The organism is Streptomyces sp. NPDC043854, from assembly GCF_056436005.1.
This window is the reverse complement of sequence record NZ_JBWKDK010000019.1, coordinates 1-16,023: the sequence shown is the minus strand read 5'-3', so window position 1 is coordinate 16,023 and position 16,023 is coordinate 1. Positions and strand designations below refer to the sequence as shown.

12 protein-coding genes are annotated in these 16,023 nt (G+C 72.0%); 4 read left to right on the top strand and 8 right to left on the bottom strand.

Annotated features, from left to right (window positions below; translation table 11 throughout):
• Positions 1 to 50: 50 nt before the first annotated feature.
• The 8 genes from AC068A_RS18840 to AC068A_RS18805 form a co-directional block, all read right to left on the bottom strand.
• The gene (locus AC068A_RS18840) at positions 51 to 1,352 is read right to left on the bottom strand and encodes a glycosyltransferase (protein ID WP_478586237.1); all 1,302 of its coding nucleotides are present in this window, start codon (positions 1,350 to 1,352) and stop codon (positions 51 to 53) included.
• 28 nt (positions 1,353 to 1,380) lie between these two features.
• Positions 1,381 to 2,451, bottom strand: coding sequence for an LLM class F420-dependent oxidoreductase (locus AC068A_RS18835; RefSeq protein WP_478586235.1), 1,071 nt, complete (start codon positions 2,449 to 2,451; stop codon positions 1,381 to 1,383).
• A complete protein-coding gene (locus AC068A_RS18830; protein WP_478586233.1) occupies positions 2,448 to 4,100 on the bottom strand; it encodes a class I adenylate-forming enzyme family protein in 1,653 nt (550 codons plus the stop codon). The genes AC068A_RS18835 and AC068A_RS18830 overlap by 4 nt, the downstream gene beginning before the upstream one ends.
• 160 nt (positions 4,101 to 4,260) lie before the next feature.
• Positions 4,261 to 6,384 carry a BTAD domain-containing putative transcriptional regulator gene (locus AC068A_RS18825; RefSeq protein WP_478586404.1) on the bottom strand — a complete coding sequence of 708 codons (2,124 nt, stop codon included), beginning with the start codon at positions 6,382 to 6,384 and terminating at the stop codon, positions 4,261 to 4,263.
• A 157-nt stretch (positions 6,385 to 6,541) separates the two neighbouring features.
• Positions 6,542 to 7,573, bottom strand: a complete 1,032-nt coding sequence (locus AC068A_RS18820; RefSeq protein ID WP_478586231.1) for an ornithine cyclodeaminase — start codon at positions 7,571 to 7,573, stop codon at positions 6,542 to 6,544.
• Entirely contained in the window at positions 7,570 to 8,592 is a 1,023-nt protein-coding gene (locus AC068A_RS18815) for a pyridoxal-phosphate dependent enzyme (RefSeq protein ID WP_478586229.1), read from the bottom strand. The genes AC068A_RS18820 and AC068A_RS18815 overlap by 4 nt, the downstream gene beginning before the upstream one ends.
• A complete protein-coding gene (locus tag AC068A_RS18810; RefSeq protein WP_478586227.1) occupies positions 8,589 to 9,470 on the bottom strand; it encodes an oxygenase MpaB family protein in 882 nt (293 codons plus the stop codon). The genes AC068A_RS18815 and AC068A_RS18810 overlap by 4 nt, the downstream gene beginning before the upstream one ends.
• 19 nt (positions 9,471 to 9,489) lie before the next feature.
• Complete coding sequence (locus tag AC068A_RS18805; protein WP_478586225.1) at positions 9,490 to 10,347, bottom strand: terpene synthase family protein; 858 nt, start codon at positions 10,345 to 10,347, stop codon at positions 9,490 to 9,492.
• Between the two features lie 357 nt (positions 10,348 to 10,704).
• Between AC068A_RS18805 and AC068A_RS18800 the strand changes: the two genes are divergently transcribed.
• The 4 genes from AC068A_RS18800 to AC068A_RS18785 all read left to right on the top strand — a co-directional run.
• Positions 10,705 to 11,493: a thioesterase II family protein gene (locus AC068A_RS18800; protein ID WP_478586223.1), complete on the top strand. Its 789-nt coding sequence runs from the start codon at positions 10,705 to 10,707 to the stop codon at positions 11,491 to 11,493.
• A complete protein-coding gene (locus AC068A_RS18795; RefSeq protein ID WP_478586221.1) occupies positions 11,490 to 12,287 on the top strand; it encodes an enoyl-CoA hydratase/isomerase family protein in 798 nt (265 codons plus the stop codon). The genes AC068A_RS18800 and AC068A_RS18795 overlap by 4 nt, the downstream gene beginning before the upstream one ends.
• A 141-nt stretch (positions 12,288 to 12,428) precedes the next feature.
• On the top strand, positions 12,429 to 13,373 hold the full coding sequence (locus tag AC068A_RS18790; protein ID WP_478586219.1) for a TauD/TfdA family dioxygenase: 945 nt from the start codon (positions 12,429 to 12,431) through the stop codon (positions 13,371 to 13,373).
• Positions 13,374 to 13,487: 114 nt separating this feature from the next.
• On the top strand, positions 13,488 to 16,023 hold a 2,536-nt coding region (locus tag AC068A_RS18785), incomplete at its 3' end, for a non-ribosomal peptide synthetase (protein ID WP_478586217.1).

The following is a 16,023-nucleotide window of genomic DNA, read 5'->3' as shown; positions in this document are numbered from 1 at the left end:
GCCCGCCCACGGGCGGGCTGGATGCGTTCTGTACGGTGAGCTGCCCCCGGTCAGGCGGCGAGCCGGCCGTGGTTCGCGTGGATCTTTTCGAGGATGCGGACAGCGGTGCCGCAGCCGTCGTCGTTGCGGACAGCCTCCGCGAGTTCCGCCACTCGGCGGGCGATCGCGGGGTCCGTCGTGGTGGTGCGGATCGCGGCGGCCAGGCCCTCGGCGGTGAGATCGCGCAGCTGGATGGGGGTGGGGGCGACCCCGATCTCCTCCAGGTACTCGGCCCACATCAGCTGCTCCCGGTGGAAGGGGCAGGTCACCTGGGGGATCCCGGCCAGCAGGGCCGCGTTGTGGGTGCCCGTCCCGCCCGCGTGGACGGCTGCCCTGACGCGCGGGAACAGCCAGTCGTAGGGCACGTCGCGTGCCACGTACACGTCGTCCGCAGCTTCGGTGATCTTGATTCCGCCCCAGCCCTCCACGACGACCGCCCGGTTGCCGGTGTTGCGGACCGCCTCCAGCACCATGCGGCCGACGCCCTCCGGGTCGAGGCCCCGCATGCTGCCGAAGCCGACGAAGACGGGCGGCTCCCCGGCGTCCAGGAACCGCTGCAGGTCTGCCGGGGGCTGCCACGCCGGGTGTGCGGGCAGCGACCAGAAGCCGGTGGTGTGCACCCACTCGGGCCAGTCCTCGGAGTGCTTGAGCACGTGGGGGCTGAAGCCGTGGATGACCGGAGTCGGGGTGCCGTCCGGGTAGTGGCGGAAGTCCATCTCGTCCTCGCGGGGCGGCAGGCCCAGCGTCTCGGCGCGCCAGGCCGTCACCATGGCGTGCGTCATGGGGTCGAGGGGCTCGCGGGCGGCCCGCTCGTGGTCCGCCAGGTTGTCGGGGCTCGACGACAGGCCCACTCCGGCCGGATAGTCGCGCGAGGGCACGAAGTGGGGGTAGAGGGGGGCCATCACGTGCGGGATTCCGAGCCGTTCGGCGATCTGGTGCGTCGCCTGCCGGGAGGAGTGCGAGTAGACGATGAGGTCGGTGCCTCCGGCCGCCGCCTCCCACATCTCGCGGAGGATGATCGGGTAGAGCCGGGGCACCAGCTCCTTGGCGATGGACTCGCGCAGCTGCATCTGCTCGGGCGTCGGCCGGTCGTTGTTCATGAGGATCTCCTGCACGTCACGGCGGGCGTGCAGGTCCATCATCTCGTCGTTGAGCGGGGCGAATTCGACGCCGTACTCCGCTGCGAACGGGGCGAAGCGGCGCGGCCCGACCAGGACCCCGGTGTGGCCCGCCCGGTTGAGGGCGTAGGCCAGCGCCAGGTACGGCTGGATGTCCCCGCGGCTGCCGTGGTTCGAATAGATCAGCGCTTTCACAGTGTCCTTCTCCGTCTGGAGTGGTGGTTCAGTTGCAGAGTTCCTTGAGCCGCGACACCAGCCCGGCCTCGGTCTGGCCGTCGTCCGGTACCGGTGTCACCTGGACGTGGGTCACACCGGCCGCCCGGTAGGCCGCCAGCCGGTCCTTCACGTAGACCTCGGAACCGCACAGCGTCGTCGCTTCCAACAGCTCCTCCGGTACGGCCGCCTCCGCGGCGGCCCGGTCGCCCGCGGCGTACAGGCGCTGGATCCTGTCGGCGTCGTCGCCGAATCCGTACCGGCGGATGAGCGCGTCGTAGAAGTTGTGGCCGGGTGCGCCCATCATGCCGACGAACAGGGCGAGTTGACGGCGTGCACGCTCGCGCGCGCGGTGCGCACGCGGACCGATGGCCAGCAGGCCGCCCGCCGAGATGCGCAGCGGGCCCAGCGCGGGGTCCCGCTTCGCCAGCCCCGCCCGCAGGTCCTCGCCCCAGACCCGGTCGGCCCATTCCGGGACGAAGAACATCGGCAGCCAGCCTTCCGCGATCTCCGCGGTCATCCGGACGTTGCGCGGGCCGAGGGCGGCGATCCACACGGGGACCGAGTCGCGTACGGGCGGGGACAGCAGCCGCATCGCGGTGCCCAGTCCGCTGCCCTCCGGGGCGGGCAGCGGCAGCCGGTGCACCTGTCCGTCGTGGCGGACCGGCCCCTCGCGCCGCCATATCTTCCGCATGATCTCCACGGTCTCCCGGGTGCGGGCCAGCGGGGTGGTGTAGGGGACCCCGTGCCACCCCTCGATCACGCGGGGTCCGGAGGCGCCCAGCCCGACGTGGCAGCGGCCGTGGGAGAGGGCGTCCACCCCGGCCGCCGTCATGGCGAGGACGGTCGGGGTGCGGGTGAACAACGGCATGATGCCCGACCCGATGTGGACGCGCTCGGTGCTGGCGGCGATGTAGCCCATGAAGCTGGGAGCGTCATAGCCGTAGGCCTCGGGGACCCAGACCAGGTCCAGCCCGGCCTTCTCGAGCGCGCTCACCCGTCGGGCCGACTCCACCGCGTGGCCGTCGTACTGGATCTGCATGGACACCTGCATGGGGGCCTCCGGGAGTGTGGCGGTCACGGTTGCAGGACGGGCCGGAGCTCGGCCATGTGCTCCTTGACGAGGAACTTCTGGACCTTGCCGGAGGGAGTGGTGGGCAGGGTGTCGAGCAGGTACCACAGCTGGGGCACCTTGAAGGGCGAGAGCCATTCCCGGCAGGCGGCCCGCAGCGCCTCCACGTCGACGGTCCGGCCCGGCGCGGGCAGGAGGCCAGCGGCGACGATCTCGCCCCAGGCCTCGTCGGGGAGGCCCACCACAACCGCCTCCTGCACGGCTTCGTCGCGCAGCAGGCACTCCTCGATCTCCGCCGCCGAGATGTTCTCGCCGCCGCGGATGATCACGTCGCTCAGCCGGCCGATGATCCGCACCGCTCCCGTGGCGTCCATCGAGCCGAGGTCGCCGGTGTACAGCCAGCCTTCCTCGTCCGTCTTGGCCGCGGTGGCCTCGGGGTCTCCGAAGTAGCCCAGCATCTGCTGGTAACCGCGGGCGCAGATCTCGCCGGGAACCTCGAGCGGCTGCGTGTGCCCGTACTCCGGGTGGCTGATGCGGCACTCGACGTGCGGCAGCGGCCGCCCGACCGTTGCTGCCTTCTCCTCCGCGCTGTCCTCGGGCCGGGTCAGCGTGAGCACGGAGGCCAGCTCGGTCTGCCCGTAGAGGTTGAAGACGGTGGTGTCGAAGAGGTGCTCCACCTCGGCGATGAGCCGGGAGCGCACGGGGGCCCCTCCCGTGAGGACGGCACCGATGCGGGGTGCGGCGGCCTCGTCCTGGCGGGCCGCGTGGGCCAGGGCCGTCAGAACGGTGGGCACGCTGGTCAGGACGGCGTCGGGGGTCTCCCGCAGCACCTTCAGGAGCAGACGGGGGTCGAACCGCTCCAGGAGGATGAAGGGACCGCCGCACCACAGCGGGCCCAGGCACGAGATGACGCAGCCGGCCGTGTGGAACATGGGGAGCGGGGAGACCACCGGCGCTCCGTCGGAGATACCGAGCACGTCGAAGGTGAACCGCGAGACGTTCACGACGGCCTGGTGGGACAGCAGTACCGCCTTGGGCAGGCCGGTCGTCCCCGAAGTGAACTGGATCTGCGCCGGCACGGCCGTGGCGGCGCGCTCGCGTTCGGCGGGCACCGGTGCACTGCCGTGGAGCGCCTCCCAGTCGGAGAGGGGGACCACGTGCTCCAGCAGGGGGAGCTCGCCCCGGACGTCCTCGACGACGGCGGCCATGTCGTACCCGCGGCTGTGCTCGGCGTACAACAGCATGGTCGAGGCCGACGCGCGCAGGGCGTGCAGCAGCTCGCGTGCCCTGAGCGCCGGGTTGAGGGCGACGAGCGTCACGCCCGCGAGGGCGGCGGCGTACTCCGCGATGGGCCACTCGGCGACGTTCGGGGCCCAGATCGCGACCCGGCCGCCCACGGCCACGCGCTCGCTGATCCCTGCGGCCACCCGCTCGGCCTCGGCCAGGAGTTCCGCGTAGGTCCAGCTGCGCGGCTCGCCTTCCTCCGGCACCGACACGAGGGCCACCTGGTCCGGTCGTGCCGCGGCGACCTCCCGCAGGAGGGAGCCGACCGTGTGGGACGCGAGGGTGCCGCTGGTGTCGGCGGTCCAGTGCGACTCGGTCAGCACTCTTCGGTCGCCGGGGAAGACCCCTGGCGGGGACGGGTTCTGCAGTGTCATGAAGCACTCCGTGAACGGATCGGGAGGAGCGCGCGGCGGACCGCGCCTCGGCCGGCCGAGGGCGGGGCAGCGCGAAGAGAGGGTGGGACGTGGAGAAAGGAAGGGAGGGAAGGAAGGGCAGGGCAGGGCAGGGCGAGAAGCGCGCGAGGGAGGAGGCCGCTCAGGGCTGCGGTTCTCTGGCTTGAAGCCGGACCAGCGGGGAGAAGGAGTACGTCTCGTCGCCGGCGTCGGCCGGCTGGATCACCTGCTGGTCGACGAGGCGCTCCAGGAGGTTGTCCGCCTGCAGGGGCGAGCACCCCAGTGCGGCCGCGGCCGTGTCGGTGCAGAAGCCGCCCTCCACTGCGCACGCGAGCTCGTGGAGCGCCCTGCGGTCCGCGGGTGCGAGGGCGGCGAGGCCGGCCTCCAGGCGCGGACGCACGGCGAGCGCACCTTGGGCGAGTGCGTCGAGGCGGTGGTCCTCGTCGCGGAGCCGCTGCGCCATGTGGGCCAGCGTCCAGTACGGGCGCATGGCCAGGCGCAGGCCGACGATCCGAATGGCGAGCGGCAGCGCGTCGCAGAGTTCGACGATCTCGTCCGCCACGTCGCCCTCCTCGGCCGTCCGGTGCTGGCCGACGATACGGGCCAGGAGTTCCCGTGCCTGCTCCGTGGTGAAGTTGGGGACGCGGAAGTGGCGGGCGTCCTCCAGAGCCGCCAGCGGCGCCCGGCTGGTCATCAGGACCGAGGTGTTGAAGCCGCCCGGCAGCAGCGGACGCGCCTGTTCCTCGCCCGCGACGTTGTCGAGGACCACCAGCGTGCGCCGGTCGACGAGCAGACTGCGGTAGAGCGTCGTGCACCCGGCCAGCGACCTGGGGACGTCCTGTTCGGCGACCCCGAGGGCCTGGAGGAGCTGGGACAGTGCGGCCTGTGCGGGGAGGGGCTCGGCGGTATGGCCGCGCAGGTCCGCGTACAGCTGGCCGTCGGGGAAGTGGGGGCGGCTCGCGTGGGCGGTGCGGACCGCCAGAACCGACTTGCCGGCGGCGGCCGGCCCGTAGAGGGAGACGACGGAGGCGCTGCCGATGGCCGACGCCGAGCGGCTCGTGGTGAGCGTGCGGAGCACGGGGTGGTGCTCGCTCCGGCCGACGAAGTCCTCCACGTCGCGGGGGAGGAGACAAGGGGACAGCGGGCGCTGGCGGTGTGCCGGTCGGGTGGGGGGATCGACCGGCCACGACGGCGCGCCCTGGCCCAGGACCGACAGGTGCGCGGCCCGGAGCTCTGCGCTGGGCTCGATGCCGAACTCCTTGCGGAGCGTCGAGTCCAGCTCGGTGTAGACGGCCAGGGCGGCCACCTGCTGCCCCGAGCCGGCGAGCGCGACCATGAGGCGGGAGTTGAGGCCCTCGTGCAGCGGATGGGCCCGCTGGACCTGCCGCAGCCAGGGGACGGCCTCGTCATACTGGCCTGCGCCGATGGCGAGGTCGGCCAGGCGTAGGGTGGCGGCGAGGTGGACGCGGTAGTAGTCGGCAACGGCGGGATGCGCCCTGAGCCGTTCACCGAAGCCTTCGAGGAGCTCGCCGGTGTACGTCTGCACGACCCGGGAGAGGGCACGGTGCTCTCTGGGGACGTCGCCCAGCTGCCGGGCCGCGCCTGCCGCGGCGGCCAGCTCCTGGAACTGGAGCAGATCGACCTGGTCCTGGTCGATGCAGAGCTGGTAGCCCTCCGAGCGGCGGATGATCGAGGGAGCCCCCAGCTCCTCGGACCGGTGGCGGTCGAGGAAGCTGCGCAGGCGAGAGACGTGCGTGTGCACGAGCTGCCGGAAGGAGTACGGGGGTTCCTCGCCCCACAGTACGTCGATGATCTCGCTACGGTGGACCGCCTGGTTGGCGTTGAGGGCCAGGAGCGCCAGGAGGTGCCGCTGCTGCGGTGTGCCGATGTCCAGTTCGACGGTGCCGCGCAGGGCGGTGAAGGGGCCGAGGAGCCGGATGCCGAACTCCGCGGTCTCCTCGTGCGGGTCGGCGGGGCGCGGCCCGCCGGTGCGGGCGGCTGTGCAGATCTGAGGTTCGTTCAGGACCTCGGCCAGACGCTGGAGGGACATCGCACGGGGTCTGGGGACCCGGTCCTGTTCGATCTCGCGCAGGGTCCGCATGCTCAGGCCGGACTGCTCGGCCAGCGTCCGCTGGCTCATGCCCACCTGCTGTCTCAGATTGCGTACCAGCTTGCCCAATGAACTCGTGGTCAGGCCACCTACGGCCAATTCTGTCTTCACGAAATCCCCCTTCCTGAAGACACGGGTCGAACAAATGTTGATCATGGTGGCGGCGTCCGGAGTCCTCATTGATCGACATTCATCGGGTCGTCAATTTCGGTGTGACATCGGTCACTTGATGACCCATCAGTTTCCGGAGGACCCTATTCCGGGCCGTGTGCGGTTCCGGGCGCTCCCCCGGAACCGCATCACCGCCGCACGGTCACCGGGGCAACTGCGTGCCCACCCCGGCCGCCACGGCCCTGGCGTGGATGACGTCCGCGAGCGCGATGTCGTGGACGCCCATGCCGAACGGATTGACCACGACCCGGTGGTGCGCCTCGACGGTCCGGCTGTAGTCGCCCGCCACGAGCGAAGGCAGCTCGGCGTCCACGGCCCGCCCGCCCGCCGGCGCGGTGCGGCCTGGCCCGGTCACCCGGCCCGACCGGGCCAGGCGGCCCAGCAGCCGGTGGTCGTCGCCGCTCACCAGCTCCCAGTCGTCGACGAACAGGTGGTCGCAGCCCATCAGCAGCCCCTCGGAGGCGTCGTCCAGCGAGACGTTGACGAAGATCCCGCCCTCGGGGACCCAGTCGGGTTCGACATAGGCCCGCGTCGTCGTCGTCACCGCGATGGTGAGCCCGGCCCCGGAGACGGCCTCCCGCGCCTGCGCCGTCTCCCGGACGTCGAGGCCGGGCGCGGCCCTGCGCCACTCCTCGGCCAGCCGTGCGCGGGACGCCGGGTCGCGGTCGTACAGCAGCACCCGCTCCAGCTGCGGGCACTCGGCCAGCAGCAGCTCTTGGTGCGCCCGCGCCTGGCGGCCGCACCCGAGGAACGCCACGCTCGTCACCGACGCCAGCCCTCGGACCGCTTCGACCGCGGCGAGGGAGACACCCGCGGTGCGCAGGGCGCTGATCCGGGCCCCCTCCATCACGCAGCTCGGGTGCGCGGTCTCCGGGTCGGCCAACACGATCAGGCCGGCCGCCCGGGCCACTCCTCGCCCGTGGTTGCCGAGCGAGCTGTTGATGATCTTGCAGCCGTAGCCGGTACCCGACCATCCGGGCAGGATCAGGCTGCGTGCCGAGGCGCCGGCGGGCGTCGTCCAGCGCAGTGCCGCCTCCGGTGTCAGGCCCGCCGTGCCGGCGCGGAACGCCAGGAGTGTGTCGCGGACCAGGTCGACGATCCGCAAGCTGCGGCTCAGCTCCTCGACCTCCGCCCCCGTCAGGTACCGGATCGAGGCGTCTGCGTCGCTGCTCACTCTGGCTCTCCGTTCTCGAGCCGGGCCGCTCCCAGGGCATGCAGGACGGCCGGGACTCGGTGGTCCGCCTCCGGTGGCACCGGAAGGGGGCGGGCGTATATCTGTTCGTACTTGTCGCCGGCATCGGGGCAGATGCACACGACCTCGGCGGCCCCCGGTGAGTCGAGGGCGTGCAGCAGCGCGGCCAGCACGGCGGCCCCACCCGAGCCGCCGAGGCGGACGCCCGCGCTCTCCGCGATCCGGCGGCAGGCCAGTGCCGCGTGCACGTCGTGCACGCTGAAGGCCCTGTCCCACTCGCCGCCGGTGAGGAACCGCGACCTCTGCCCCGAGCCGAAGCCGGCCAGCTTGAAGGGGCGGTCGCCGACTGCACCGCCCAGCGCCGCCGACCCCACGGCATCGACGGCCAGCAGCTGCGTCCGCGGCCGGTGCTCACGGAAGTAGCCGGCGACGCCCGCCAGCGTGCCGCCGGTGGACACGGCGACGGACACGGCGTCCAGACGGTGCTCCGGCACGGCGTGCGCCAGCTCGGCTGCCGTACCCCACTGATGCGCCCGCGGGTTCGCGGGGTTCTCGTACTGGTCGGTCCACACCGCGGTCCGGTCGTTCGCCAGGATCTCCCGGACGGCGTCCAGCCGGGCACCGAGGGTCCTGCCGCCGGCCACCTCGCGGACCACGACCACCTCGGCGCCGTGGGCAGCCATCTCGTCACGGCTGCGCTGCGGTGTACTGGGCTCGACCACCAGCGTGCACCGGTATCCGCGCTCGGCGCAGAGCCCGGCCAGCGCCACTCCGAGGTTCCCCGACGTCGACTCCACCACGCGGCTTCCCGGACCCAGCCGGCCGGCCGCCTCCAGTGACCCCAGCAGGGCCTGTGCCGTGCGGGCCTTGATGGATCCGAAGGAGTTCTCGGCTTCCATCTTCAGACGCACGCGCACGATGCGGCCGCCGAGCGGGACCCGGAGGGAGAGCAGGGGCGTGCCGCCTATCACGCGTCGACGCGACGCCAGTCCGCCGCTCACGCGTTCGGCACCTTCGGGACCGGGGCGCAGGCGCCGCCGGGCCCGATCTGGGACAGGTTGTAGCCGACCGGGTAGCCCGGATAGGTCCTGGCCGCCGGACGCGTCAGCAGCCGGCCGACGGTTTTCGGCGCGATCTGCTCCGCGAGCGCGTGTCCCCGCAGGCCGATCCGGTTCAGTGCGCGCGCCCAGGGCGAGGGCGGACCGATGCCGAGCATGCGCAGCGCCACCCCGTCGAGCCGGCACGGCAGCGTGGCCCCCACCACGGCGTCGAGGGGACGCGGGTACCACGAGGAGTAGAGCCGGAGCAACGACATGCCGACGCGGTGGTTGCTCGGGGCGGGCCGGAACATCCGCTGCTCGTACTCCCGGTTGAACCGCTCGAACTCGTCGTAATCCGTCGGGAGTTCCCTGATGTTCATGCGCTCGCCCACGGCCAGGAAGAAGTAGAACGCGGCGAGCTTCTCCACCGTGCTGGCCCGGCGCCAGGCCCAGCGGTCGATCCAGCGGACCGGCTCGAAGATGAAGGTGGAGAGCACATACAGCATGTCCTCGTTCGCGATGTCGAAGCGGGCGTGGGCGCGGTTGATCTGGCGCAGTGCCTGACGGCCGCGCTCGGAGTCGTAGCCGTTCTTGACCAGCTCGCCGAGCAGGATGCGGGTGTCGTCGTACCGTTTCTGCGCCCTGAAGGCGAACTCCCCCGTGCTGTCGAGCATCTCGGAGATCACCGGCACGCAGCAGGTCCGCCAGATCGCGACCTCCAGGCCGCGGCCGTAGTCCCAGGGGAACTCCCGATCGGAGGAGACCCGGTGGATCAGCTCGTGGTCGGCCTTGGGATCCAGCGTCTGCAGGTGGCGGAGTGTGGCATAGCGGTTTCGCATGTCCGAAGGCCTCCGGGTGTCAGAGCGGCGTGATGCCGGAGGCGTCGACGACTTCGGGACGGGCCGGGTCGAAGCGGCCCGTCTCGAACCGCCACTGCAGCTGCCCGCTCATCCAGGTGCGCAGCCCCTCCACATGGAGCTCCAGCGCCTCGCGCATCCCCTCGTCGGCGCCCGCGCGACGCGCGTTCGCGTAGCAGGCCGCGGCGAGTTCCGTGAAGCGGTCCACGCGGCCCTGGATCATCCCGGCCACGGCGTCGGCGGCCGTCTGCAGATCCGTGCCGTTGGCCCGCCGGTACACCAGCACGAGGTTGTGCGGGTCGCCCAGCAGCGCTTCCTTCTCGCAGGAGAAGAGGTCGTTCGTCCACAGGTCCGCATCCGACAGTGCCTGATTCATCTCCGCGAATTCCGGGAGCCCGTACACCGCCTCCGGGACCTCCCAGTGCCGGGCGACTTCCACCAGGTCGAGATACGGCATGAGGGCGCAGCCGCGCATGCGTAGGTACTCGTCGAAATCGGGCTCCCGGCCGGCCGCACGATTGCCGGCCTCCCAGGCGCAGGTCTCGAAGAATTCGGCAATGTGGGCCGTGAACCTTTTCCGCCAGCCCGGCGTGGTGTAGGTGCAGGTGCGTTCCCACAAATCGCAGAACGCGGGCCGGAAGGCGGCGGTGAACGAGTCCTCCCCGGCCGTGTCCGCGAGGGGTGCCGGGCCCTCGGACGGCAGCCAGTCGAGCACTGTCGCGCACACCTGGCGCAGCCGCTCGGGGTCGGTGCCCAGCCGCGTCTCGTCGAACTGGTCGTCCAGGACGAGCAGACAGCTGATCCAGTCGGTCACCAGGGCCAGTTCGGCGAATCCGGCGTAGGGATAGGCCCGGGCCATCAGGGTGCCCAGCAGGGAGTCCTCGTGGTGTCGCCGCGAGGCCTCGTCCGGGACCAGGCCGAACCTGCGGACGAATTCACGGGTATGCCCCTCCGCGCGATCGGCGAGCGGGCTTATGTGTGGAAGAAATTCAACCTTGATATGCGGAATTCGCAGAGGGGGAGTCATCGCGCCAACCGTTGATTGGGAAATCGACGTGCCCGATCGTACGGTCCGACGATCCGCCCCGGCTGGACGCCGCCTATATGCAAAACTGCCTCTTGAACGGGCGGGTGACCGGGGTAGGTTTTCCGTTGATTCACCAAGGCGGGCAGCTCGACAGCTTTCGCTCGTCCGGTATCCAAAGCAGAGGCTCACATGTCTTCTTCGATTCCCGCGGCCATCTCGTGCGGTGGATGGATTCGCCGGTACCGCCACGTCCCCTCGCCCCGACTGCGCCTCGTGTGCTTCGCCCATGCCGGGGGATCGGCCGGCGTCTTCCGCGCCTGGCCCGGGCTGCTCCCACAGGACGTGGAGATGCTCGCGGTGCAGTACCCCGGCCGGCAGGACCGCTTCGGCGAACCGTGCATGGACTCCATGGAGCCCATGGCCGCGGGCATCGCCGCGGCGCTGACACCGTTCCTGGACCGGCCAGTGGCGTTCTTCGGCCACAGCCTGGGTGCGGCCGTCGCCTACGAGGTGGCGCTCCGCCTGGAGCGCATGCACGGAACGCCGCCGGCACACCTCTTCGTCTCCGGCAGGTCCGCACCCTCGCGGCCCCGCCCGTCCAGGAACCTGCACCGGCTCGACGACGACGCACTGCTGGAGGAATTGAGCGCTCTGGGCGGCACGGACGGGCAGGTCCTCACAGACCCCGGCCTCCGGGCCGTGGTCATGCCGGCGCTGAGGGCCGACGTCCGGATCGCCGAGACCTACCGGGCGGAGCCCGGCCTGCGGACCGGCGCTCCGGTGACCGCCTACCACGGCGACCGCGACGCCAGCGTGGAGGCGGCGGACGCGCAGGCCTGGTCCGAGCACACCGCCTCCGACTTCGCGTGCAGGCCCTTCGCGGGAGACCACTTCTACCTGCAGGAGCGGGCACCCGAGCTCGTGGCGGACCTCGCCACCCGGCTCGACGGCGTCGGACACCCGGGACGGGCGGCGTGAGCTCCCCCACGGTCCTGGCCGAGCGCGTCGGAGCGGACGTCATGCTCGTGACGCTCAACCGCCCGCACCGCAAGAACGCACTCACCGACGGGATGCTCGCGGAACTGGAGGCGCTGTTCGGCCGCGTGGCCGAGGACACCTCCGTCAGGGCCGTCGTCCTGCACGGCGCCGACGGGGCGTTCTGCTCCGGCTTCGACCTGGACGGCATGGAGGGCATGACCTCCATGCCTCCGTTGGAGCTGCAGCGCCGGGTGGAGCGGCAGGCCGCGGCGGTCAGGGCTCTGCACGGGCTGCCGCAGGCGGTGATCGCCGCCGTCGCCGGCCCGTGCATCGGCGCCGGCCTGTCCTTGGCGCTCGCCGCCGACATCCGCCTGGCCGCTCCGGACGCCCGCTGTCGCGCGGCGTTCGTGCGGGTCGGGCTCTCCGGGGGCGACCTGGGCGCCTCCTGGCTGCTGCCGCGCATCGTCGGCCTCGGCTCCGCCCTCGACCTCATGCTCAGCGGGCGGACCGCTACTGCGGAGGAAGCGTTCGACCTGAGACTGGTGAACCGGGTCGTACCCGGCGACGCCCTGCTGCCGGAGGCGCTCGCACTGGCCGCGGACATCGCGGCCAACAGCCCGGTCGCGGTCGCCGTCACCAAAGCCGTCGTGCACGCCAATGCGGGCGCCCCGTCCCTGGCGGACGCCCTCGCCCGCGAAGCGGCCGCGCAGGTCGTCACCGCGAAGTCCGCGGACGTCGACGAGGCCGTGGCCGCGTTCCACGAGGGGCGCCCACCTCGGTTCCCCGGACGGTAGACCCGGGTCGCGAAGGCCGAGAGGACGCCCGGAAGGGGGCAGTTCGTGCCGTACAGGCAGTGTCCAGCCCCGCCGCGCCGGACCTGCCTAGCATCGGCCACCGCTCCACGATCAAGATCGAAGGCTTGGAAGGACAGCCCGTTGAACACTGCTGAGAACTGGCGGCCGCTGGAACTCACCCCCTCGGCCGTCGGCGCCGAGGCGACTCCGGCCGGGCTCGTGGACCACCTCGCCGCCCTCGACCTCGCCGACCTGCTCAGGCAGGAGAAGGCGTTGGTCTTCCGCGGTTTCGGAGTCTCCTCGGGGACCTACGACACCGTCGCGGACGCCCTGCTCCCGCAGCGGCTCGCGTACGTCCACGGCAACTCCCCGCGGACCAAGGTCGCCGCAGTCGGGGAGAACGTCTACACGTCCACCGAGTACCCGCCCGAGTACCAGATATCCCTGCACAACGAGATGTCGTACGCCCACCAGTGGCCCGGGCGCTTGCTGTTCTACTGCGACCGGGCTCCGTCCACCGGCGGTGCCACCCCCGTCGTCGACGGGCAGCTGTGGCTGGAGTCCGTCGACCCCGCGATCCGGGAGGCCTTCGCCGACGGCGTCCGCTACACCCAGAACCTGCACGGCGGCCACGGGCTGGGCAAGAGCTGGCAGGACACCTTCGAGACCCGGGACAGGGACCAGGTCGAGGCCTTCCTCGACGGCACCGGCGCCGACTGGAAGTGGAAGTCCGACGGAACCCTGTGGATCAGCCAGGTCGGCCCCGGCACCGTGCGCCACCCCGTCACCGGCACCGAGGTGTGGTTCAACCAGGCCGACCAGTTCCACGTCGCCGGCCTGGGCGAGGACGCGGCCCTGCTGATGGAGCTGCTGTCCGAGGACGAGATGCCGCAGTCGGCCTCGTACGCCGACGGCACCCCGATCCCCGCCGAGCACATCGTCCACGTCCAGGAAGCCGGCCTCCGGCACGCCGTGGACGTGCACTGGAACGCCGGTGACCTGCTGCTCATCGACAACATCCTGGTCGGCCACGGCCGCCGCCCGTACACCGGGAACCGGCGCGTGCTGGTCGCGATGTCCGACTAGACCACCGCCCGTTGCGGACGGGGCCGGAACAGGGCCCCGGCTGCGGCGCCGTGAGTGCCCCCCTCGCCGCCCCCGTGGCCGAGATCGACGAGCCGAAGCCGACTGAGGAAGAACATGACCGCGAGTGACCGCCCCCGATACCAGCGCGCCGGGCTCGAAGACGTCCTGCCCCTCTCCCCGCTGCAGGAGGGTCTGCTCTTCCACGCGCACTACGACGGCCACGAGCGGGACGTCTACACAGTCCAGCTCGGCATCGACCTCACCGGCCCGCTCGACGCCGACCGACTCCGGGCGGCACTCCGCAGCCTGCTGCGGCGCCACCCGCAGCTGCGCGCCGGATTCCGGGTGACCACCTCCGGCAAGACCGTCCAGTTCATCCCCCGCCAGGCGGACCCCGCCTGGCGGGACGCCGACCTCACGGCGCTGGACCCCGCCGAGCGCGAGGCGGAACTGGACCGGATCGCCGAGCGCGAGCGCCTGGCTGGCTTCGACCTCGCCAAGCCGCCGCTGATCCGCCTGGCGCTCGTCCGGCTGCAGCCGGAACTGCACCGGCTCGTCCTGACCAACCACCACATCCTCATGGACGGCTGGTCGGGCCCGCTGGTGCTGCGGGAGCTCCTCGCCCTGTACGAGAACGGCCCCGACAGCGCCGTCCTGCCCCCCGCCACCCCCTACCGGGCCTTCCTGGCCTGGCTGGCCCGCCAGGACCGCAACACCTCCCTGGAGGCGTGGCGGCAGGCACTCGACGGGCTGGACGAACCCACCAGGGTGGCGCCGCCGGCCGGATCGGACGGCCTCGCGGCGCCCGCCGAGCAGATCGCCCTGGAACTCCCCGAGGACCTGAGCGCCGCCCTGCGGCGGCGGGCCCGCGATCACGGCACCACCGTCAGCACCCTGCTCCAGGCGGCCTGGGCGGTGCTGCTGGCCAAGCTCACCGGCCGGCAGGACCTCGTCTTCGGCTCCACCGTCTCGGTCCGCCCGCCTGAGATCCCCGGCGTCGAGAGCATGATCGGCCTCTTCATCAACACCGTCCCGGTGCGGGTACGGCTGCGCGCCCAAGAGACGCTGGGCACCCTGCTGACCCGGGTCCGCGACGAGCAGACCGCGCTGATGGACCACCAGTACCTGGGTCTGGCGGACATCCAGAGCCTCGTCGGCGTCGGCGAACTCTTCGACACCTCGGTCGTCTACGAGAACTACCCCGTCGACCGCGACGGCCTCGGCACGACGGTCCGTGGAGTCCGCGTCACCGGCGCCGAAGGCCGCGACGCCACGCACTACGCGCTCGGCCTCATCGCTGCCGCCTCCGGAGACCGGCTGGAACTGAGGCTCGAACACCGCCCCGACCTCGTTGACCGGACCGCCGCCGACACCGTCCTGGCCCGCTACCGGCGGATCCTCGAAGCCTTCGCCGCCACCCCCGACCTGCCTGCGGGACGGCTGGACGTCCTCGGCGGCGAAGAGCGCCGCCTGATGCTCGAAACCTTCAACGACACCGGGCAGGAGACGCCGCAGGCCACCGTCGTCGGCATCCTCCAGGAGCAGGCCGCCCGCACCCCCGACCGCACCGCCGTCGTCTTCGCGGGCGCCGCCACAGGCTTCGCCGAGTTCAACGCCGACGCCAACAGGCTGGCCCACCACCTCCTCGCCCGAGGCATCGGAGCCGAGGACGTGGTGGCCCTCGCCCTGCCCCGCACCCCGCAGAACCTCACCGCCCTCTTCGCCGTGCTGAAGACCGGCGCGGCCTACCTGCCGCTCGACCCGGACGACCCCGCGGACCGTATCGCCACCCTCCTCGACGACGCCCGGCCCGTCCTGATCCTCACCACCGTCGAACGTGCCGCCGCCCTGCCGCCCACCGACGTCTCCACCGTCCTTCTGGACGCCCCCGAGGTCGTGCGCGAGCTGGTGCAGCACCCCGCCACCGACCCTGCGGACGCCGACCGGGCCCACCCGCTGCACCCCGACCACACCGCGTACGTCCACTACACCTCGGGCTCCACCGGCCGTCCCAAGGGCGTCGCCGTGCCCCACCGCGGGCTCGCCAGCCTCTTCTTCAGCCACCGGGCACAGGTGTACCTCCCGGCCGCAGAAGCCCTGGGCAGGGAATGCGTCCGCGTCGTCCACACGGCCGCGTTGTCCTCCGATGCGCTCTGGCCGCCGCTGCTGTGGATGCTCGCCGGGCACGAACTCCACCTCATCGAGGACGTGGTGCGCCGGGACGCCGAGGCCCTCGTCGGCTACACCGCCGGCCACGGCATGGACATCGTCGACGTCACCCCCTCCTACGGCCGCCTCCTGGTCGCGCAGGACCTGCTGGACGACACTCGGCCGGCCGGCGGCACGTCCCCGGCCGCGGTCATGGTCGGCGGTGAGGCCGTCCCCCAGGCCCTCTGGGATCGGCTGCGAGCCGACGCCCCGCTCAGCCACAACTTCTACGGGCCGACCGAGACCACCGTGGACTCCGTCGTGGCCGCCGTCTCGGACGCCGACCAGCCGGTCATCGGCCGCCCCGTCGGCGACACGCGCGTCTACGTCCTCGACGCCGGTCTGCAGCCCGTCCCGCTGGGGACGCCGGGTGAGCTGTTCATCGCGGGTTCCGGTGTGGCCCGCGGGTACGTGGGCCGGCCGGGTCTGACGGGTGAGCGGT

What these genes read in the sequence shown, in the direction of transcription:
- AC068A_RS18800 (WP_478586223.1), top strand. Translation starts at nt 10,705, where the DNA reads ATGTCTTCTTCGATTCCCGCGGCCATCTCGTGCGGTGGATGGATTCGC.
- AC068A_RS18805 (WP_478586225.1), bottom strand. Translation starts at nt 10,347, where the DNA reads ATGGCCCGGGCCTATCCCTACGCCGGATTCGCCGAACTGGCCCTGGTG.
- AC068A_RS18825 (WP_478586404.1), bottom strand. Translation starts at nt 6,384, where the DNA reads ATGATCAACATTTGTTCGACCCGTGTCTTCAGGAAGGGGGATTTCGTG.
- AC068A_RS18830 (WP_478586233.1), bottom strand. Translation starts at nt 4,100, where the DNA reads ATGACACTGCAGAACCCGTCCCCGCCAGGGGTCTTCCCCGGCGACCGA.
- AC068A_RS18810 (WP_478586227.1), bottom strand. Translation starts at nt 9,470, where the DNA reads ATGCGAAACCGCTATGCCACACTCCGCCACCTGCAGACGCTGGATCCC.